This is a genomic window from Caulobacter sp. BP25 (assembly GCF_002737755.1).
In the GTDB taxonomy this organism is placed as follows: domain Bacteria; phylum Pseudomonadota; class Alphaproteobacteria; order Caulobacterales; family Caulobacteraceae; genus Caulobacter.
The window spans coordinates 334,431-352,436 of record NZ_PEGH01000018.1 but is presented as its reverse complement, the minus strand read 5'-3'; the positions used below and the strand labels follow the sequence as shown (position 1 = coordinate 352,436).

Annotated in this window: 17 protein-coding genes and 1 tRNA gene; 12 read left to right on the top strand and 6 right to left on the bottom strand. The window is 67.0% G+C overall.

The window, feature by feature from the left end:
* The first annotated feature begins 55 nt into the window (after positions 1-55).
* Positions 56-685: a GTP cyclohydrolase I FolE gene (gene folE / locus CSW59_RS15460; protein ID WP_099444878.1), complete on the top strand. Its 630-nt coding sequence runs from the start codon at positions 56-58 to the stop codon at positions 683-685.
* Between the two features lie 136 nt (positions 686-821).
* Here folE and CSW59_RS15455 read toward each other — a convergent pair whose 3' ends face one another.
* Positions 822-1,706 (bottom strand): DUF817 domain-containing protein, encoded by an 885-nt coding sequence (locus CSW59_RS15455; protein WP_099444877.1) that lies wholly within the window; start codon positions 1,704-1,706, stop codon positions 822-824.
* Between the two features lie 62 nt (positions 1,707-1,768).
* On the opposite strand from CSW59_RS15455, the gene hisI reads away from it, so the two are divergent.
* Both hisI and CSW59_RS15445 read left to right on the top strand, forming a co-directional pair.
* Positions 1,769-2,188: a phosphoribosyl-AMP cyclohydrolase gene (gene hisI / locus CSW59_RS15450; protein ID WP_099444876.1), complete on the top strand. Its 420-nt coding sequence runs from the start codon at positions 1,769-1,771 to the stop codon at positions 2,186-2,188.
* Positions 2,175-2,801 (top strand): LysE family translocator, encoded by a 627-nt coding sequence (locus tag CSW59_RS15445; RefSeq protein WP_099444875.1) that lies wholly within the window; start codon positions 2,175-2,177, stop codon positions 2,799-2,801. Before hisI ends, CSW59_RS15445 begins: the two co-directional genes overlap by 14 nt.
* 79 nt (positions 2,802-2,880) lie before the next feature.
* Here the strand turns inward: CSW59_RS15445 and CSW59_RS15440 are convergent, their stop codons facing one another.
* Positions 2,881-4,584, bottom strand: coding sequence for an alkaline phosphatase (locus CSW59_RS15440; RefSeq protein WP_099444874.1), 1,704 nt, complete (start codon positions 4,582-4,584; stop codon positions 2,881-2,883).
* 205 nt (positions 4,585-4,789) lie between these two features.
* Entirely contained in the window at positions 4,790-7,279 is a 2,490-nt protein-coding gene (locus tag CSW59_RS15435) for a TonB-dependent receptor (protein ID WP_099444873.1), read from the bottom strand.
* Between the two features lie 92 nt (positions 7,280-7,371).
* Between CSW59_RS15435 and CSW59_RS15430 the strand changes: the two genes are divergently transcribed.
* From CSW59_RS15430 to CSW59_RS15410, 5 genes are all read left to right on the top strand, one after another.
* Positions 7,372-8,394, top strand: coding sequence for an RluA family pseudouridine synthase (locus CSW59_RS15430; RefSeq protein WP_099444872.1), 1,023 nt, complete (start codon positions 7,372-7,374; stop codon positions 8,392-8,394).
* Between the two features lie 99 nt (positions 8,395-8,493).
* Positions 8,494-9,153 carry a hypothetical protein gene (locus tag CSW59_RS15425; RefSeq protein ID WP_099444871.1) on the top strand — a complete coding sequence of 220 codons (660 nt, stop codon included), beginning with the start codon at positions 8,494-8,496 and terminating at the stop codon, positions 9,151-9,153.
* Between the two features lie 154 nt (positions 9,154-9,307).
* A complete protein-coding gene (locus CSW59_RS15420) occupies positions 9,308-10,150 on the top strand; it encodes an MBL fold metallo-hydrolase (RefSeq protein WP_099444870.1) in 843 nt (280 codons plus the stop codon).
* Positions 10,151-10,228: 78 nt separating this feature from the next.
* Positions 10,229-10,648: a PaaI family thioesterase gene (locus tag CSW59_RS15415; protein ID WP_099444869.1), complete on the top strand. Its 420-nt coding sequence runs from the start codon at positions 10,229-10,231 to the stop codon at positions 10,646-10,648.
* Between the two features lie 104 nt (positions 10,649-10,752).
* Positions 10,753-10,842, top strand: a tRNA-Ser gene (locus tag CSW59_RS15410).
* A gap of 819 nt (positions 10,843-11,661) precedes the next feature.
* Here the strand turns inward: CSW59_RS15410 and CSW59_RS15400 are convergent.
* Positions 11,662-12,621 (bottom strand): alpha/beta hydrolase, encoded by a 960-nt coding sequence (locus tag CSW59_RS15400; RefSeq protein WP_236632240.1) that lies wholly within the window; start codon positions 12,619-12,621, stop codon positions 11,662-11,664.
* 359 nt (positions 12,622-12,980) lie between these two features.
* On the opposite strand from CSW59_RS15400, the gene CSW59_RS15395 reads away from it, so the two are divergent.
* The 4 genes from CSW59_RS15395 to CSW59_RS15380 all read left to right on the top strand — a co-directional run bounded on the left by CSW59_RS15395 (position 12,981) and on the right by CSW59_RS15380 (position 16,131).
* Positions 12,981-13,406, top strand: a complete 426-nt coding sequence (locus CSW59_RS15395) for a cupin domain-containing protein (protein ID WP_099444866.1) — start codon at positions 12,981-12,983, stop codon at positions 13,404-13,406.
* A gap of 83 nt (positions 13,407-13,489) precedes the next feature.
* Entirely contained in the window at positions 13,490-13,816 is a 327-nt protein-coding gene (locus CSW59_RS15390) for a carboxymuconolactone decarboxylase family protein (RefSeq protein WP_099444865.1), read from the top strand.
* 84 nt (positions 13,817-13,900) lie between these two features.
* Entirely contained in the window at positions 13,901-14,806 is a 906-nt protein-coding gene (locus tag CSW59_RS15385) for a LysR family transcriptional regulator (RefSeq protein ID WP_099444864.1), read from the top strand.
* A 122-nt stretch (positions 14,807-14,928) separates the two neighbouring features.
* Complete coding sequence (locus tag CSW59_RS15380) at positions 14,929-16,131, top strand: MFS transporter (protein WP_099445268.1); 1,203 nt, start codon at positions 14,929-14,931, stop codon at positions 16,129-16,131.
* Positions 16,132-16,140: 9 nt separating this feature from the next.
* Here the strand turns inward: CSW59_RS15380 and CSW59_RS15375 are convergent, their stop codons facing one another.
* Together CSW59_RS15375 and CSW59_RS15370 are read right to left on the bottom strand one after the other, a co-directional pair.
* Positions 16,141-16,503 carry a cyclophilin-like fold protein gene (locus tag CSW59_RS15375; RefSeq protein ID WP_099444863.1) on the bottom strand — a complete coding sequence of 121 codons (363 nt, stop codon included), beginning with the start codon at positions 16,501-16,503 and terminating at the stop codon, positions 16,141-16,143.
* Between the two features lie 143 nt (positions 16,504-16,646).
* On the bottom strand, positions 16,647-18,005 hold the full coding sequence (locus CSW59_RS15370; RefSeq protein WP_099444862.1) for a cytochrome c: 1,359 nt from the start codon (positions 18,003-18,005) through the stop codon (positions 16,647-16,649).
* Position 18,006: the final 1 nt, after the last annotated feature.

Genomic DNA, 18,006 nt, shown 5'->3' with positions numbered 1-18,006 from the left:
TTCCAGGACGACCGGCGTCCTGGCGCAACTCAGCCCGTGGAAAGACCCCCCTGACATGGACGCACTTGCCCGCGAGCGAACCCTGATCGGCAGCGATCTTGATCTTGAACCCGCCGAGCGCCCTTCCCGCGAGGAAGCCATGGCCGCCGTCCGGACCCTGCTGGCCTGGGCCGGCGACAATCCGGAGCGCGAGGGCCTGCTCGACACGCCCAAGCGCGTGGTCGACGCCTTTGAAGAATGGTTTGCCGGCTACAGCGGCGATCCGGCCAAGGAGCTGTCGCGCACCTTCGAGGACGTGCAGGGCTATGACGACATGGTCATGCTGCGCGGCATCGACGTGCAGAGCCACTGCGAGCACCACATGGCGCCGTTCCTGGGCAAGGCCTGGGTCGCCTACATGCCGACCGGCAAGGTCGTGGGCCTGTCCAAGCTGGCGCGCCTGGTCGAGATTTTCGCCAAGCGTCTCCAGACCCAGGAGACGATGACCATGCAGATCGCCGACGCCATCGAGGACCACCTCTCGGCCGCCGGCGTCGCCGTGCTGATCGACGCCGAGCATCAATGCATGTCGACCCGCGGCGTCCATCACCACGACGTCTCGACCATCACCACCCAGTTCCGCGGCGTGTTCAAGACCGACAAGGTCCTGCAGCAGCGCTTCATGGACCTGGTGACGCGGAAGTAGGTGAAAGCTCCCCCCCGTAGTACAGGGGAGGTGGCCCAGAGGGCCGGAGGGGGCCATCGCGGCCGACCTCCAGCTTGCCCCCTCCGTCGGCTCCGCCGACACCTCCCCCGCATCGCGGGGGAGGATCAGGATCTAGCTAAGCCGCCGCCCGAGCTCTCTCGCGGATACCCGCGACGCGGGCCTCCACCGGCCGGTGAACCAGGGTCACCAGCACGAAGCTGATCAACATCAGCAGATACCAGGCCCCCATCTTCTCGATCGGCACCATGCGCCAGCCCGCCGCCTGGCTGGGATAGATCCAGGCGCCGGCGAAGGTGCCAAGGTTCTCGGCGAACCAGATGAACAGCGACACCAGGAGCGCGCCCATCAGCATGGGCATGCGGCGCGGCGTCTCGTCCGGCGTGAACAGGAACCAGGTCCTGCCGAACAGCAGCGCCGACAGGGCGAACAGGCCCAGGCGGATGTCGGTCACGTAGTGGTGCGTGAAGAAGTTCACGTAGATCAGCACGGCCAGGACGTGGGTGGTCCATAAGGGCGGATAGCGCACGAAGGTGACGTCGAAGAGCCGCCAGATCCGGGCGATGTAGCTGCCGACGCAGGCGTACATGAAGCCGGTGAACAGTGGTACGCCGCCGATCCGCAGCAGGCTGGGCTCGGGATAGATCCATGAGCCCTGAGCGGTCTTGAACAGCTCCATGACCGTGCCGACGACGTGAAAGATGAAGATAACCAGCGCCTCATCCCACCGCTCCAGCTTCAACGCCAGCAGCAGGCCCTGGATGGCGACCGAGGCGATCACGAGGAAATCGTAGCGGGCCAGTGGCGCGTGCTCGGGCCAGAACAGCTTGGTGCCGACCAGTAGCGCCAACATCAGGCCGCCGAACAGGCACGCCCAGGCCTGCTTGAGCCCGAACAGCAGGAACTCGTAGGCGTAGCCGCGCCGGCGCGAACGCCGCGCCCAGGGCCTGGCCCAGACGTCCAGGGCCGCCACCCCACTCTTGATGCGATCCTTCAGGTTCATCCGGCTCCCCGCAAGCGCCGGGACGCTAGCGCGCCCTCTAGTCCTGCGCCATATGTCGGCCCATGAGCACGCCCCTGTTTCCGCACGCCCCCGACAAGCACGCCCTGGAACGCGGCGCCGATCTCGCGCCGCGCTTCAACGCCGACGGCCTGGTCGTGGCGGTGGCCCAGCACGCCGACACCGGCGAAATCCTGATGTTGGCCTGGATGAACGACGAAGCCTTGAAGCTCACCGTCGAGACCAGCATCGCCCACTATTTCAGCCGCTCGCGCAACGAACTCTGGAAGAAGGGCGAGACCAGCGGCCAGCTGCAGGACGTCGTCGAACTGCGCGTCGACTGCGACCAGGACGCGGTGCTCTTGAAGGTGCGTCCGCGCGGCGACGGCGGCGCCTGCCACGTCGGCTTCCGCTCGTGCTTCTACCGCGTGCTGGAGGACGGCAAGCTGGTCGAGCGGGACGTCCCCCTGCATGACCACGACTGAAGCCCTCGTCGCCTTCGCCCTGGCGGCGGGCCTTCTGACCCTGACGCCGGGCCTGGACACCGCGCTCGTCATCCGCACGGCCGCCGCCGAGGGCCCGCGCCGCGCGGCCGGAGCGGCGATCGGCATCGGCCTGGGGTGTCTGGTCTGGGGCGCGGCGGCCTCGTTCGGGGTGGGCGCGCTGCTGACGGCTTCGGAGATGGCCTACACCGCGCTGAAATGGATCGGCGCGGCTTACCTGGCCTGGACCGGGATCAAGATGATCCTGAAACCCCGCGATCGCTTCGAGCCCGGCGAGATGAAGCCTGTCGACGCCGGGCCGCTGGCCGCCTTGCGTCGGGGCCTGCTGACCAATCTGCTCAACCCCAAGGTCGGGGTCTTCTACGTTTCATTCCTGCCGCAGTTCATGCCGGCGGACGTCGATCCGGCCCGCTTTGGCCTGCTGCTAACCTCGATCCACGTGGTCGAGGGCCTGCTGTGGTTCGCGGCCTTGATCGCCGCGACCGTGCCGATCGCGGGGCTGCTACGCGTGCCGGTCGTGGTCCGGTGGCTGGACCGGGTGACCGGCGGCGTGTTCGTGGCGTTCGGACTGAGGTTGGCGCTGGAGCGGCGGTGACTTGCTCCCTCCGGGCCTTCGGCCCTCCTCCCCCGGAGGGGGAAGAAGGTCTGCGGTCAAGGTGGGGGCAATTAGCCCCCTACCCCTCCTTCAACGCCTCCACCCCGCCGTCCGTCGCCGGGGTAACCACGAAACGCTTGAGCACGCTGGTCTCGTACTTGTGGTCCAGGATCGTCGAGACCATCATCAGCTCGCCGGTGACCTTGCCGTGTTCCAAGGTCAGCAGCACGAAGCCCTTGGCGCTGGCGTGGCTGTAGCGGACTTCCTTGTTGCGCTGGACGAAGGCCTCGCCAATCGGGGCGCCCGGCAGGATGTCGCCATAGCCCGGCGAGGTGATCGAGGTCGCGCCGAACTCGGCCGCCACGCGCCTGTCGCCCGCGTCGTTCCACAACTCGTTGGCCCAGAACATGTGGCTGTCGCCAGCCAGCACGATCGGCCGAGCCTTGGCGGCGCTGAAGATGTCATAGACCCGCTGCCGATCAGCCGGATAGCCGTCCCACGCATCGAGGTTCGAAGGAATGTCATACGCCGACATCGTCACCGACCGGGCCACCGGCTCCTTGGCGTAGTCGGGCAGCTGGGCGAACATCGCGGCGAACTTCTCGTCGCCCATGGTGGTCTTCAGGTTCGGCGGACTGACCCGCGCCATGACCACCTGATTGCCCAGCACCTGCCAGGCCACGCCCGCCTTGACCGAGGTCTGGACCTGGCCAGCCAGCCACCGCTCCTGGTCCGCGCCCATCATGCGGCGCGAAGGATCCTTCCACTTGGCGACGAAGCCCGCGACATCGGGCTTACCGTCGACGACGGGCATGTCGGTCCCATAGTCCAGAGCCTCGGTGCGTCCCGTCAGCCGGGTCTCGGTCATCAGCAACGTCGCCACGTCGCCGAACTGGAAGCCCCGCCACGCGGCTTCCGGCAAGGTCCCGGGCGCGGCCTCGCGGATCGGCATCCACTCATAATAGGCCTTGAGCGCGGCGGCCTTGCGCGTGGCCCAATCGCCTTCGCTGGCCTGGTGGTTCTCGGCCCCGCCGATCCAGCTGTCGTTGGCGGTCTCGTGATCGTCCCAGACCACGATCCAGGGTGCGCGGGCGTGGGCCGCCTGCAGCATCGGGTCGGACTTGTACTGAGCGTGGCGCTGGCGGTAGTCGGCGAGGGTGACAATCTCGTGCGGCGGCAGCGGACTGCGCGCCTTGGCCGTCGGCGCGTTCATGCCGTAGTCGCCGGCTGCGGCGCCGTACTCATAGATATAGTCGCCCAGGTGCAACACGGCGTCGACGCGCGGCAGCTTGGCGATGGCGTCGTAGGCGTTGAAGTAGCCGTTCGGATAGAGGCTACACGAGGCCACCGCCAGGACGACATCCTTGGTGGGACCGGCCGGCAGGGTGCGGGTGCGCCCCATCACGGCCTCACCCGCCGCCTCGCCCGCGCGGCTGGCGCGGAAACGGTAGTGATACTCGCTCCCCGGCTTCAGGCCCGTGACGTCGATCTTGACCGTATGGTCGCGGCCGGCGTCGGTGGTGGCGTGGCCCTGGCGGATGATGGCCTTGAAGTCCGGATCGGTGGCCACGTCCCAGCGCACCCCCACCGGCAGCTTGGCGCCCGGCGCGGTGACGCGCGTCCAAAGGATCACGCGGTCCTGGAGCGGATCGCCCGAGGCGACCCCGTGCTCGAAGCGGACAGGCCCCTCGTGCAGGCCTTTGACGGTGGCGGCGGCGGCTTCGCCGGCGGCGGCGCCCGAGAGACCAAGAAGGCCCAACACCTTGCGGCGGTCGATGGTCATGATGCGCTCTCCCCCAGATAAGCGGAACGAGACAACGGAAAGAGGATGCTGTCGAGCAGCCTTAAAATCCGACCTTCCCGGCGAATGCCGGGACCCAGATCCCTAGAAGCCAGGTGGGCTGGAAACGCGCCGCGCTCCTGGAGCCCACCTCGGAGTTTTCCCATCTGGGCCCCGGCATTCGCCGGGGAGATCGGCCGTTTGGGACCTAGTGACGGAACGTGACGCCCACGCCCATGAAGCGCGGCTTGCCGGCGATGAAGGTCGGGATGCCGAAGCTGTCGCCAGTGTTGCCCGCGTCCTTCAAATAGCTGACATCGCCGAGGTTCTCGACGAAGGCCTCGACCTTCCAGCGGTCGTCGACAGCGCCGAAGCCAACGCGGAGGTTCAGCAGGCCATAGGCCTTCTGGAATTCGTCGACCTTGCTGTCGGGGAACAGGCCTGACGACTGCAGGTCGCTGCGGTCGTTGTCGTCGTCGAAGAACATCTTCGAGCGCCAGGTGTAGGTGGGCGTAAAGGTCAGCTTGCCGCCCAGGGCCTCTCGGCTGAACGCGGCCCCGACCGAGAATGTCTGGTCAGGCGACAGACGGAAGCGGTTGCCGTCGCGCAGGCCCGTCTTCAGGCGGGCGTGGTTGTAGGCGTAGGTTCCAAACAGGGTCCAGTAGTCGCCGGCCTGCAGTCGGGCTTCGCCCTCGAAGCCGTAGGCCCTGGCCTTGCCGGCGTTCAGAGTCACGACCTGCGCGCCTTGCCGGAAGCTTGTGGCGAAGTTGTCGTAGTCGTAGCGGAAGACCGCGCCCGACAGGTACAGGCGACCATCCAGGACCTTGCCCTTGGCGCCGGCCTCGTAGCTATCGACCGTCTCGGAGGCGACCACGTTGAAGCGCGCCGCGCCCAGCGGCGTCGAGGGCCCGCTGGTCGAGATTACATCGGGGCGACGACCGCGAGCATAGGAGGCGTAAAGGCTGAGGTTGTCGGCCGGCTCGTAACGGCCGACCAGCCGCCAGGTCAGGCCGCTGTCGTCGATCGACTTCGAATAGGTGTCGCCATTGTTGCTGGTGGGCTGGGTGATCAGGCCCACGGTCGGCAGCAGCGGGTTGTTCACCGCGTTCGGCTGGGCGGCCAGGAACAGATTGGTCGCCGTCGGCGCGGCCAGCAGGATGCCCAGGATCGAGCGGCCGTTCTGGACGTTCGAGCGATAGGCGGCCCAGCGATCCTCGCTGGTGTAGCGAAGACCGGCGGTGATCTCGAGCTTGTCGGTCAGCTTGAACGTGCCGTCGGCATAGACGTCGTAGGCGGTGTTCTCGCTATAGTTGGCGAATTCCTCGCGATGCACGGGCTTTAGGTTCGAGACGATGCCCGGCGCGATCGACGCCGGTATGCCAAAGCCTAGCTGCAGAACCTGCGCCAGATAGGCGGGGTTGGTCAGCACGGCCAGCGGCTGCGGGTTCGGGCGGCTGATGCCTAGCGGCGTATTGCCGGCCAGCAGGGCCAGCACCAGACGCTCGTCATACTGGCCAGGAATGCGCCAGGAGCCCGTCTCGTGGAAGTAGTTGGCGCCGACGAAACCGGTGAAGCGGCCGCCGTCATCATAACGCAGGCGCAGTTCCTGGCTTTGCTGGCGGCCTTGCGCGTCCTCGGCGAAGGTCAGGATCGGCAGCGACGAGCCGTCCGGATCGAACACTTCGACCGAATGGAAGGCGCGGCTGGCGGTGATCGACGACAGGGTCAGGCTGTCGCTGATCTTGTACTCGGCCAGCAGCGTGACACCGTAAACCTTGCGTTCCAGGCCCAGCGGCGTACCGCCCTCGAAGCCCGCGCCCGGCGCCAAGGTGGCGCCCGACGAGACGCCAGTGTCGCCCAGCACCGCGCCGGTCACCGGGTTGGTCGGGTTGAAGGTGTGGCTCTTGAACGAGGTGCCGCTGGTGGAATCTTCCTGGTAGTTGCCGATCAGGTCCAGAGTCAGCGGACCGGGCTCCAGGTGATAGGCCGCGCGCACGGCCTTGGTGTTGGTCGAGTTGTAGGCGTCGCCGCCGGCCGCGTCGTCGACATAGCCGTCGTTCTGCCGCGCGCGGGCGGCGATGCGCAGGGCGCTGCCGTCGCCGAACGCGAAGTTGACCATGCCCTCGCCGACGAAATAGCCGTTTGTGCCGCCCTCGGCCTTCAGCAGCCAGTCGTTCTTACCTGGATTGGCCTTGTTCTGGACGAGGTTCACCGCCCCGATCAGCGCGCCGCGCCCGAACAGGGTCGACTGCGGGCCCTTGGCGATCTCGACCCGCTCCATGTCGAACAGCTCGACGTACGAGCCGCGCGAGCGCGAGATCGGCACGCCGTCCTGGTAGATCGAGACCCGCGTCTCGTCGGTGGCCGAACCGGAGTCGGAGGTGATGCCGCGCATCACGAAGCCGGAGTTGTTGTTCGACTGGTTCTGGACCAGGAAGCCGGGCGTGAAGGCCGACAGCTCGTCGAACGCCTTGACGCCGATCGCCTCAAGGAACTTGCCCGAATAGGCCGTGATCGCCATGGGCACCTCGACCGGGTCCTGGGCGCGCTTCTGGGCCGTGATGACGACCTCGCCCAAGCGCGTATCCTGATCCTCGGCGGCCGGCGCCGTAGGTGCGTCGGCGGCGAAGGCCGGCGCGGCGGCGACCAGGGCCAAGAGGCTAGCGGTCAACAGCGTGGTGGTGCGGAATGCGCGCATCGACTATCCCCCTGATGCAAAACTCGATCTGGCCCGTAGGCATGGTGCGTGTCGTCGGTGCGACAGACCTGTGAAGGAGCAATGAAACCCCAGTGACCCACGCGGAAGGCAGGCTGGACGACGACGCCCTCGACGAGGCGACATCCGAGGAGGATGGCGAGGCGCTGACGGCCGTCCTGCCGCCGGAGCTCGCCGGCCAGCGACTGGACAAGGCGCTCGCGCCGCTGTTCCCGGACCTGTCGCGTGCGCGGCTGCAGGCGCTGATCGCCGAAGGCCGCCTGGCGCTGGACGGCCAGCCGGTCACGGATGCGTCCCGCAAGGCCAAGGCGGGGACCTACGTCTTGCTCGTGCCCCCGCCGATCCCCGCCGATCCCGAGCCGGAGGCCATCGCGCTGAGCGTTCTCTACGAGGACGCGCACCTGATCGTGGTCGACAAGCCCGCCGGCATGGCCGCGCACCCCGCGCCGGGCAGCCTGACCGGCACCCTGGTCAACGCCCTGCTGCATCACTGCGGCGATAGCCTGTCGGGCGTCGGCGGCGTGGCGCGGCCCGGCATCGTCCATCGCTTGGACAAGGACACTTCGGGCGTCATGGTCGCGGCCAAAAGCGACGCCGCGCACAAGGGGCTGTCGGCCCTGTTCGCCACCCACGACATCGACCGGCTCTACATCGCCCTGACCCGAGGCGCGCCTTCGCCGCCCTCGGGGACAATCGCCACGCAGCTGGGCCGCTCGCCCGGCGATCGCAAGAAGATGGCGGTGCTGCGCTCCGGCGGGCGGGAGGCCATCACCCACTACCGCGTCGAGGCCGCGTTCGGCCCGCAGGACAAGCCCCTGGCCGCCCGCGTCGCCTGCCGGCTTGAGACCGGCCGCACCCACCAAATCCGCGTCCACATGGCCAGCAAGGGCAGTCCTTGCCTGGGTGATCCCGTCTACGGCGCGGGCCAACCGGCGACGGCGGTCCGCGAGGCGATCCAGGCTGCGGACTTGAGGCGTCAGGCGCTGCATGCGGCGGTCCTGGGGTTCGTCCATCCGATCACGGGCGAGACCCTGCGTTTTGAAACTCCGCTCCCAGCGGACATGGCGGCGCTCCAGAAGGACCTCGAGGCGCTTTGAGGCCCCCCCGGGCCTAAGCTTGCGTCAACGCAACAAAAACGCCCTAATTGCGCTGGCTTGGCGCTCTAGTGTCGTAGCGTGTCATTCTGGAGCTTCGCCATGCGGCGTTTTATCGCGGTCATCGCTGTCAGCCTCTCCGTCGCCGCGCCGGCTTTCGCCGCGCCGACCGGCGATGACGAGGTGATCGCCACCGCCCAGGCCAAGCCCAGCCCAGAGGCGCTGAAAGCGATGGCGTCGGCGACTCCAGCCACGCCCACGACATCAAGGCCGCTGACGACCCAGGAGCAGATCGCGGCGTTTCTCAGCGAGACCAGCACCTCGCGCTATGACGATGGCCAGCGCGGCCTGCTGCCGGCGGATCGCGACGAGAACGGCAAGCGCAAGGTCCACGGGTCAATGGGCGTTTCGGTGGGCACGGGCGGCTATCGCAGCGCCTACGCCTCGGCCCTGTTCCCGGTGGGCGAGAACACCACGGTCGGCGTCGCCGTCTCGCAGACCGACTTCGGCAAGCACGGTGGCTTCTACGCCGACCCCTACTATGGCGGCGGCTACGGTTACGGCGGATACGGCTACGGCCGTATGCGCGGCGGCTCGCAACAGTCAGTCGCCCTGTCGGTGATGACCGGGCTTTCGGGCAGGGCCGATGACACCCCCGAAGGCTGCGCGCCCGGCTTCCGCGCCGGCGGCCGCTATGTCGAACCCCTCTGGGTCCAGGGCATGCGAGACGGCGCCCACCCCTGCGACGCGACGTCGCGCTAAGACCCAATTTGGGTCCTCCTGCCCCAAGCGCCAGTATTTGTCCGTTCTCGAAAGCGTCTCCGCCGTCTCGGATACGCTTTTTCAAGGGTTGCCGTTCGCTGATGTTTAACGGCTTGGCGGTCAAGGTGTCCGCCTCGGGGCTAGGGCTTACGGAATGCAGCCGGAAATCATCGCTTATCGCCATCCCGCCACCGGGACGGTGACCTATCTTATCATCGACCCCGCGACATTCCTCTGCGCCATCGTCGATCCCGTCCTGGATTTCGATCCCGAAACCGAGGCCGTCGAGACGGGTTTCGTGGACAAGATCATCGCCGACATCCGCGCGCGCGACCTGGGTCCGACCTGGATTCTCGAGACGGGCATGCATACCGGCCACCTGTCGGCGGCCGGCCATGTGAAGTACGAGACCGGCGCCTCGATCTGCATCGGCGCGCGCGCCGTCGAAAGCCTGAAGCGCCTGGCCCCCGCGCTGGGCGAGGAAGGCGTCGACCTCGAAGGCTGGGATTTCGACAAGCTGGCCAAGCACGGCGAGTCTCTGCCGATGGGCGGCCTTAAGATCACCGCCCTGGCGCTGGAAGGCCGTCTGCCGGGCGCGGTGGCCTACCGCGTCGCCGACGCCATCTTCACCGGCGACGTCTTACTGGCGCCCTCGGAAGGCTCAGGCCGCTGCGACGTGCCCGGCGCCGATGCGGGTAAGGCCTTCGATGACGCCCGCAAGATCCTCAGCCTGCCGCCCCAGACCCGCGTCATGCCTGGCGCCTGCGCGGCCCTGCCCTGCGAGTCGACCGTGACCCAGCAGAAGACCTCCAACATCCAGTTGAACGACACAGTCGACCGGCTGAACTTCATCGCCATGCGCACCACCGCCGACGCCCTCCTGCCGGAGTCGACGGTCGCGGGCCCAGCCCTCCGCGTAGCCGTGCGGGCCGGACGCCTGCCGCCGGACCTGGGATCGGGCGGCCGCTTCGCCCCGGTCGACCTCGCCAAGCTCTAGAAGTTAGTTTTCTTTCGCAATTGACTTGCGCCTCGCCGTGGACGCATAGGGTCTGCACGACCCTAGCGGAGTTCGCCCATGGCCGAGGATTTCAGCGCCGCCCTGACCGCCGCCCAGGCGGGCAGCCTGCCCGACCTTCTAGGCCTGCAATGGCTGGAGGCGTCGCATGGCCACGTGAAGGGCCGCTTCGACGTCGATAAGCGGCACATGGCCCCCAACGGCTTCCTGCACGCGGCCAGCGTCATCGCCCTGGCCGACTCAGCCTGTGGCTATGGCTGCATGACCTCGTTGCCCGAAGACGGGACCAGCTTCACGACCATCGAGCTGAAGTCGAACTTCCTCGGCACGGCCCGGGAGGGCGGCGTGGCGGTCGACGCCAAACTGATCCATGGCGGCCGCAACACCCAGGTCTGGGACGCCGTCGTGACCCACGAAGCCACGGGCAAGACCATCGCCCTTTTCCGCTGCACCCAGATGATTTTACGACCGAAAGCCTGAGGCGAAAAAAGCCGGAAAGAGGGGGTTGCGTCCCGACGGCGACGCCGCTAGTTATCGCGCCCTCGACCTCGGGCGCCCCTAAAAGCTCCCGAAATTACACCTGTGGAGAGGTGGCAGAGTGGTCGAATGTACCGCACTCGAAATGCGGCGTGCCTGGAAGGGCACCGTGGGTTCGAATCCCACCCTCTCCGCCACCCCGTCTTAAGTCACTGAAGTGACTACAAGACCCTGAAAACAAAAGGCTTTTCACGGTCGCTCGTTACAAACGTAACAGGTGATTTCACCGTGCCAAGCAAGCTTTCGCAGGTCGGTTCCACTTGCTACTTCCGTCGCGTGATCCCGGCGGATCTGCGGCCGTATTTCCGGGCCAAAAGCAGCAAGCCTCGCGTCGAGTTTATGATCTCGCTGGGCGTGAAAGACCTGCCGCCATCTAGCGGATTTAGAACCAATCTCGGCTCGTTTTGCCAAGATCGCCCAAGCCTATGCCCAGGCGCGAGACCCACGCACCGCGAACGTCGGGACGATGTCGCCCGGTGAGGCCCAAGCCAAGCTAGACCAGCTGACGGCCGAGAGATTCGGCGCCCAAGTTGGAATTTTCTGCAACCAAGGCGATAACTGCCTACCGCGTTCGGCGTCGTCCAAGCTGGCTAGTCTGTTCAAGGAAGCGGAGACCGTTTCGCGCCAAGTGCGGATATTGGCCCACTTGCAGAAAACCGACGTGTGTTTCGGCTTGCAAAAGTGCCCCCCTTCTCGGGGATATCGGCGTCCAAAAATGACCCCCTGTCCTTGAGGCTTTGATGGCCAGATCGGCGGCTTGTGTAGTCGCGGATCGAGACGGGGATGTTGGTATTGGAGACGGTGGCGAAGATCCGGCGCGAGCACTTCGCGCGGGGCAAGGGCGTGAAGACGATCGCGCGAGAGATGGGCCTGGCGCGCAACACTATGCGGGAGCCAGCAGCGTTCGCCATTGAGGCCGTGCGAGCGTGCTGGTGGACGTCTATTCCAGCCCCAACTCAGCCAAGCGCTTGCCTGAAGAAGCCCTCCATCTTGTCGAAGGGGATGATGTCCACGCGATCATAGAGATCGGTGTGAACGGCGCCGGGGATGATCATCAGTTCCTTGGGTTCGGCCGCAGCGGCGTAGGCGGTCTCGGCGAAGTAGCGGGAGTGCGCCTTCTCGCCGTGGATAAACAGGATCGGGCGCGGTGAGATCTCGGCGATGTAGGTCAGGATCGGCATGTTCATGAACGACAGCGGCGTCGTCACCGTCCAGGCGTTCTTCGAGTTGACCGCCCGCGGATGATAGCCACGCGGCGTGGCGTAGTAGTCGTGATAGTCGACCACGAACTGAGGCTCGCCGCCGCGCAACTCGGCGTTATAGGGCGGCTGGTAGGCCGGCTCGCCTTTCTCGGCATCGATCCAGCGCTGGCGGCTCAGTTGCTCTAGCATCTGGGTCCGCTGCGCGGGCGTGAGGCTGTCGTTGTAGCCCTTCGACATCACGCGGGTCATGTCGTACATGGTGCTGGCGACGACGGCCTTCACGCGCTTGTCGACCGCGACGGCGTTCAGCGCCATGCCGCCCCAGCCGCAGATGCCGATCATGCCGATCCGCTCGCGATCGACGTTCGGCAGCAGGCCGATGAAATCGACGGCGGCGCTGAAGTCCTCGGTGTTGATGTCCGGCGAGGCGACATCGCGCGGCTCGCCGCTACTTTCCCCAGTGAACGACGGATCGAACGCCAGGGTCACGAAGCCGCGCTCGGCCATGGTCTGGGCGTAGAGGCCCGACGACTGCTCCTTGACGGCTCCAAAGGGACCGCTGACCACAAGCGCCGCCAAGCGGCCCGCCGGGGCGGCCTTGGGCGTGTAGAGATCGCCGACGAGGGTCAGGCCATAGCGGTTCTTGAACGTCACCTTGCGGTGATCGACGGCGGCGCTCTTGGGGAAGGTCTTGTCCCAGTCGCTGGTCGGCATGGGCGGTTTCCTGTTGGCTTGGCGGGCGCCCCCGGCCTGGGCCAGGGCGGGCAATGATATGAGGGCCAGGACCGATAAGGCGGCGCTTCGGACAAAGGACTGGCGCGATAGCATTGCGGCTCCTTGGGCTTGGTCGCATGACGCGACCCGACCGAGCCAAGGTGGAGGGCGCCGTCCCACGGCATAAGAGGTCCGTCCTTTAACAGCGCGATGAGCGCGGCTCAGCCTTGCCATAGCGCCACTTCGGCTTCGTTGAGTGGAATTCACGCATCCAGTGAATTCAGCGCGTGTCGCGGATGGCTTCGAGCGGCCGCAGAATAGGCTCGCCGCCATCAGACGGTCGCACCGCAGGAGCGCGCATGTCCGACAATGCCGAACCGACGATCCAGCGCAATGGGTCGATCCCCACACAGCAGGGGCCCGCCAGCGCCTTCACAGGCGATGTGCGCATAGACGCCTTGCATCAGGCGCCCGCTCCATCGCGTGTGACGACAGCCCATGTCAGCTTCGCGCCTGGTGCGCGCACGCACTGGCACGCCCATCCGCTGGGACAGACCTTGATCGTCACCTCGGGTGTCGGCTGGACGCAGTGCGAAGGGGGCCCGATTGAGGAGATCAGGGCCGGCGATACCATCTGGTGTCCGTGCAAACGCCGTCACTGGCACGGTGCGACCACGACCCTGCCCATGAGCCACATCGCCGTCACCGAGGCGTTGGATGGCAAGTCGGTCGAATGGATGGAGCCGGTTACGGACGAGCAGTATCTCGCCGGCCGCGCAACGTGATCTCGACACCTTCAGGAGATCGCCGGTCATTTCTCGCCAACACCGCCGCCGTCGCCCTGGTGGTCAACTCAGGAGGCCTCGCCATGGCCCAAACGCCCTCCCCCGCTCGCCAGGCTTTCGGCGATATCGCGCCAGCGCTCGCCGACTACACCGACGCGGTTCTGTTCGGCGATGTCTGGAAACGCCCCAATCTCTCGCCGCGCGACCGCAGCCTGGTGACCATCGCCAGCCTGATCTCCCTGTATCGCCACAACGAGCTTCCGTTCCACCTGAAGCGGGCGCTCGACAATGGCGTCACCAAGGACGAGATCATCGAGACGATCACGCACCTGGCGTTCTACGGCGGCTGGCCGGTCGCCAACACAGCGTTGCCCATCGCCCGCAAGGTTTTCGAGGACGCCGGCGCCTAGGCGCTCGTGACGCGGGCGACTTGGTCGCGCTGCGTCTGCGCGGATCATGAGCTACAAGAGCGAAAGATCTGGAGACCCGCGAACATGCAGTTTCGCCGATCGGACCTCGCCGACCTCTCGGCCTTCCTGGAGATCGCGCGGCGGCGCAGCTTCCGCAAGGCGGGCGTGGAGTTAGGGATCAGCGCGTCGGCGCTGAGCCATGCGCTGCGCGGCCTGGAAGAGCGCCTGGGCGTGCGGCTGCTCAATCGGACAAGCCGAAGCGTCACCTTGACCGCCGCCGGCGAAGCGCTGCAGCAGGCGATCCAGGCGCCGTTCGACGAGATCGCCCAAGGCCTGGATGTGATCAACCGCTTCCGCGATGCGCCGATGGGGCGGGTCCGTATCAACATCCCCACGGAGGCCGCCATCTATCTGGTCGGCCCGGTCATGGCCGAGTTCCTCAAGCGCTATCCCGATGTCGAGATCGAGATCTCGGTCAGCAACCGCATGATCGACGTCATCGACAGCGGCTTCGACGCCGGCATCCGGTACGGCGGTACGGTTCCTGAGGACATGGTCGCGCAACGCGTCTCGCCGGACGTTCGCTGGCTCGTGGTGGGATCCTCAGACTATTTCGAGCGGCATGGCGTTCCGCAGAGCCCCGAGGATCTCTTGGCGCACCAGTGCGTCCGTATCCGGATCGGTGACGACAGCATCTACCGCTGGGAGTTCGAGCGAGGCGAAGAACGCGCTGAGATCAACGCCCCCGGCGCCTTGATCGTTGATCAGATCGAGGTGGGCCTCGCGGCCGTGCGGCAGGGCGCGGGCCTCTTCTACGTCGCCGAGCCGGCCGTGCGCGACGCCCTAGCCGACGGCGCGCTGCAAGCGGTGCTCCAGGATTGGGCGCCCGTCGGCCCCGGATTCCATATCTACTACTCGTCGCGTCGACAGGTGCCGGCCGCGCTCCGCCTTTTCATCGATCTGGTGCGAGAGCTCCGCCCCCTCGGCTAGCCGCCCCACGGATCGTTGAATTTTCCGCAACGCGCCATCGCATGCGCCTTGGCTGATACGCGCTGACCTCAAACGCTATGTGACGCCACGGACGACGGCCCGGAAGCCGAGCGGTGGAAGTCATGACCAGTTCAATCACGACGGCGAATACGAGCGCTCCGAAGCGCGCGACCGCCAATTGGGCGGCCGTTGGCGCCTTGAGCCTGTGTGTCGGTACGCTGATCGCGTCCGAGTTCATGCCGGTCAGCCTGCTGACCCCGATCGCGACAGATCTGCAGGTATCCGAAGGCCGCGCTGGTCAGGCCATCGCCGTCTCGGGCTTTTTCGCGGTGATCACCAGCCTCTGCATCTCGACGACAACACGCCGCCTGGATCGCAAGGCCGTGCTGTTGGCCCTGACCGGGGTGATGATCGTGTCCGGCTTAATGGTGGCTCTAGCCCCCAACGCCGGGGTTTTCATGGCCGGGCGAGCGCTGATCGGCGTCGTCATCGGCGGCTTCTGGTCGATGTCGGCCGCCACCGTGATGAGGCTGGTTCCCTCGCATGACGTGCCGCGCGCGCTCGGCCTGCTGAACGGCGGCAACGCCCTGGCAACCACGATCGCCGCGCCCCTGGGGAGCTTCTTGGGCCAGTACATAGGCTGGCGCGGGGCGTTCCTCTGCGTCGTGCCGTTGGGCCTGCTGACGCTCGCCGGGCAGGCTCTGACCCTGCCACGCCTGCCACCGATAGCTCCCAAGACCTCGGGCGGCGTCTTTCGGGTGCTGCGTCGCCCCGGCGTTCCCATCGGCATGGCCTCCGTGACCGTGCTTTTCGCGGGGCAGTTCGCGCTCTTCACCTATACGCGCCCCTTTCTCGAGACCGTGACACGAGTCGATGTCGCGAGCCTGTCGCTAATCCTGCTGGCCATGGGCCTGGCCGGCGTCGCGGGAACCTGGGTGATGGGTCTTCTTTTGCGACGGCGGCTGCACGTGCTGTTGGCGGCCCCTTCGTTCCTGCTGGCGCTGATGGCCTTCTCCCTGATCGCGTTCGGCGCCTCGCCGCTCGCCGCTGCGGGCCTCCTGGCTGTATGGGGCCTGATCAGCACCGCCGCGCCCGTGGCCTGGTGGACCTGGGTGAGCAAGACGCTGCCGGACGACGCCGAAGCGGGCGGCGGCCTGATGGTGGCGGTGATCCAGCTGGCCATCACCCTGGGCGCGGCGCTCGGAGGCTTTCTGGTTGACTCGCGGGGCTATGCGGTCGCCTTCGGCGCCGCGGGGGCGATCCTCTGCGGCGCGGGCGTCCTTGCCACGGTTGGCGCTCGACGCGCTCTTGGGCGGAGACCCTAGGGAGCGTTCCTAGGGCGCCTTGGCGATCTCCACACGAACCGATCCCGGCTTCGCGAGGCGCGCCACATCGCCCTCCTCCGTCAAGCGGCCCAGCTTCACCAGGCCGGGAGAATGGCGGAAAGGCTTGTGGAAGATCGCGAGGTTGCCCCAGGGCGCGTAGTAGGCGATGTCGCCCACGCTCGGCGTGTGCCCGGTCGCGGCGTCCCTGGCCGGCAGCTTGGACGGAAGGTCCGCGATCTTTTCGGTGGCGGCATAATCCTCGAGCGTGAGGGTCAAAGGCAAAAGCGCCGCGAAGGCGCGGGCGTCTGGGGTGTCGTCGAGCGCTGCGGCGATGGCACGGCCTTCAAAACGGATCACGATCGCCTGGCCCATGGCCGTCGCTTGGGTGTTTGAGGACTGGGGCATCGCCTTTGAAGCCTTCACATCGCTGCATGCGGCCGCGCCACCAGCCGCCAGAAGGATCGCGACCGCCAGAAGGAGGCGGCGCTTGACCCTTGGGGCGGGCCGCAGGCGTCTCACTGGGTGGGCAGCAGCGCGGGGACGCTGCTGGCGGGGCGCGTCTCGGCGCGCGCGGTCGCGACAGCCTTGGCCGACACCTCGCCCCCCTGGTTACCCCACGATGTGCGCACGAAGCTGATCACTTCAGCCATCTCGCGATCGGACAACTGCGCGCGGAAGGCGGGCATGTGATAGGCGTCCGGGACGCCGCCGGCGACGACCCGGCCGGAACCGTTGAGCGTGATGTTGATCGTCGACGCCGGGTTCCGGCTCATCGAGGAGGCCGTCCCAGCCAGAGGCGACATCCAGGGCGCTTGACCCTTGCCGTCGAGCCCATGGCAGAAGGCGCACTTGGCCTGGTAGGTCCGCGCGCCTGGGGTGTCTCCCGCGGGTCCGTCGAACGCCACGACCTCGTAGCGCCAGGGCGCGCCGTCTCGCCCGGCGTCTCCCGGCAGCGATTTCAGATACCGCGCGATCGCTTGGGCGTCCTGCTCGGTCAGGAACTGGGTGGAATTGTTGACCACGTCGGTCATCGACCCGAAGACCACGCCATGGCCGTTGCGACCGTTTTTCAGGAAGCCCGCAATATCGTCCTCGCTCCATCGGGCCAGTCCGAGGTTGTGATCACCACGCAGACTTGGGGCGTACCAGCCGTCGATCTCGGCGCCCGCCAAGTAGCTGCGGCTACGCTCGTCCAGACCCTTTTCGTTCATGGCCAGGCCGCGCGGCGTATGGCACGCGCCGCAGTGGCCGGGCCCCTGCACGAGATAGGCGCCTCGGCTCCAAAGGGGATCACCCGCCAAGTCCGGACGAGGCTCGCCAGGACCGCCGAACAGGACGTTCCAGATCGCCAGCGGCCAGCGCATGTTCAGCGGCCAAGGAATGTCGCTCTGATGATTGGCCTGGGCGACCGGCTTCACGCCCTGCTTGAAATAGACGTAGAGGGCGCGGACGTCGCCATCGGTCATCCGCGCGTAAGACGGATAGGGCATGGCCGGATAGAGCCTGTGACCATCGCGGGCCACGCCATGACGCAGGGCGCGATCGAACTCCGCCAGGGTGTAGGCGCCGATGCCGGTCTTAGGATCGGGCGTGATGTTGGTCGCGTAGATCGCGCCGAGCGGGGTGGGCATCTTGAGGCCGCCCGCGAAAGCCGGACCGTTGGGCAGGCTGTGGCAGGCCACGCAGTCGGCGGCGCGGGCCACATAGGCGCCATGCTGAACCAGGGCCGGCGTGACCACGGGTTCCCCCGCGCCATCGAAGGGCGAAGCCGGCGTTCTCGTCGCCACGGCCCAGCAGCCTACGGCGCCGACGATGATCGCGCTCGCCGCCACGCCCAGGGCGATGGAGAGCCGCTTGTATTTCCGCCCCTCCATC

Coding starts and splice junctions, on each gene's coding strand:
- folE (WP_099444878.1), top strand. CDS start 56: ATGGACGCACTTGCCCGCGAGCGAACCCTGATCGGCAGCGATCTTGAT.
- CSW59_RS15455 (WP_099444877.1), bottom strand. CDS start 1,706: ATGAACCTGAAGGATCGCATCAAGAGTGGGGTGGCGGCCCTGGACGTC.
- hisI (WP_099444876.1), top strand. CDS start 1,769: ATGAGCACGCCCCTGTTTCCGCACGCCCCCGACAAGCACGCCCTGGAA.
- CSW59_RS15445 (WP_099444875.1), top strand. CDS start 2,175: ATGACCACGACTGAAGCCCTCGTCGCCTTCGCCCTGGCGGCGGGCCTT.
- CSW59_RS15440 (WP_099444874.1), bottom strand. CDS start 4,584: ATGACCATCGACCGCCGCAAGGTGTTGGGCCTTCTTGGTCTCTCGGGC.
- CSW59_RS15435 (WP_099444873.1), bottom strand. CDS start 7,279: ATGCGCGCATTCCGCACCACCACGCTGTTGACCGCTAGCCTCTTGGCC.
- CSW59_RS15425 (WP_099444871.1), top strand. CDS start 8,494: ATGCGGCGTTTTATCGCGGTCATCGCTGTCAGCCTCTCCGTCGCCGCG.
- CSW59_RS15420 (WP_099444870.1), top strand. CDS start 9,308: ATGCAGCCGGAAATCATCGCTTATCGCCATCCCGCCACCGGGACGGTG.
- CSW59_RS15415 (WP_099444869.1), top strand. CDS start 10,229: ATGGCCGAGGATTTCAGCGCCGCCCTGACCGCCGCCCAGGCGGGCAGC.
- CSW59_RS15400 (WP_236632240.1), bottom strand. CDS start 12,621: ATGCCGACCAGCGACTGGGACAAGACCTTCCCCAAGAGCGCCGCCGTC.
- CSW59_RS15395 (WP_099444866.1), top strand. CDS start 12,981: ATGTCCGACAATGCCGAACCGACGATCCAGCGCAATGGGTCGATCCCC.
- CSW59_RS15390 (WP_099444865.1), top strand. CDS start 13,490: ATGGCCCAAACGCCCTCCCCCGCTCGCCAGGCTTTCGGCGATATCGCG.
- CSW59_RS15385 (WP_099444864.1), top strand. CDS start 13,901: ATGCAGTTTCGCCGATCGGACCTCGCCGACCTCTCGGCCTTCCTGGAG.
- CSW59_RS15380 (WP_099445268.1), top strand. CDS start 14,929: ATGACCAGTTCAATCACGACGGCGAATACGAGCGCTCCGAAGCGCGCG.
- CSW59_RS15375 (WP_099444863.1), bottom strand. CDS start 16,503: ATGGGCCAGGCGATCGTGATCCGTTTTGAAGGCCGTGCCATCGCCGCA.
- CSW59_RS15370 (WP_099444862.1), bottom strand. CDS start 18,005: ATGGAGGGGCGGAAATACAAGCGGCTCTCCATCGCCCTGGGCGTGGCG.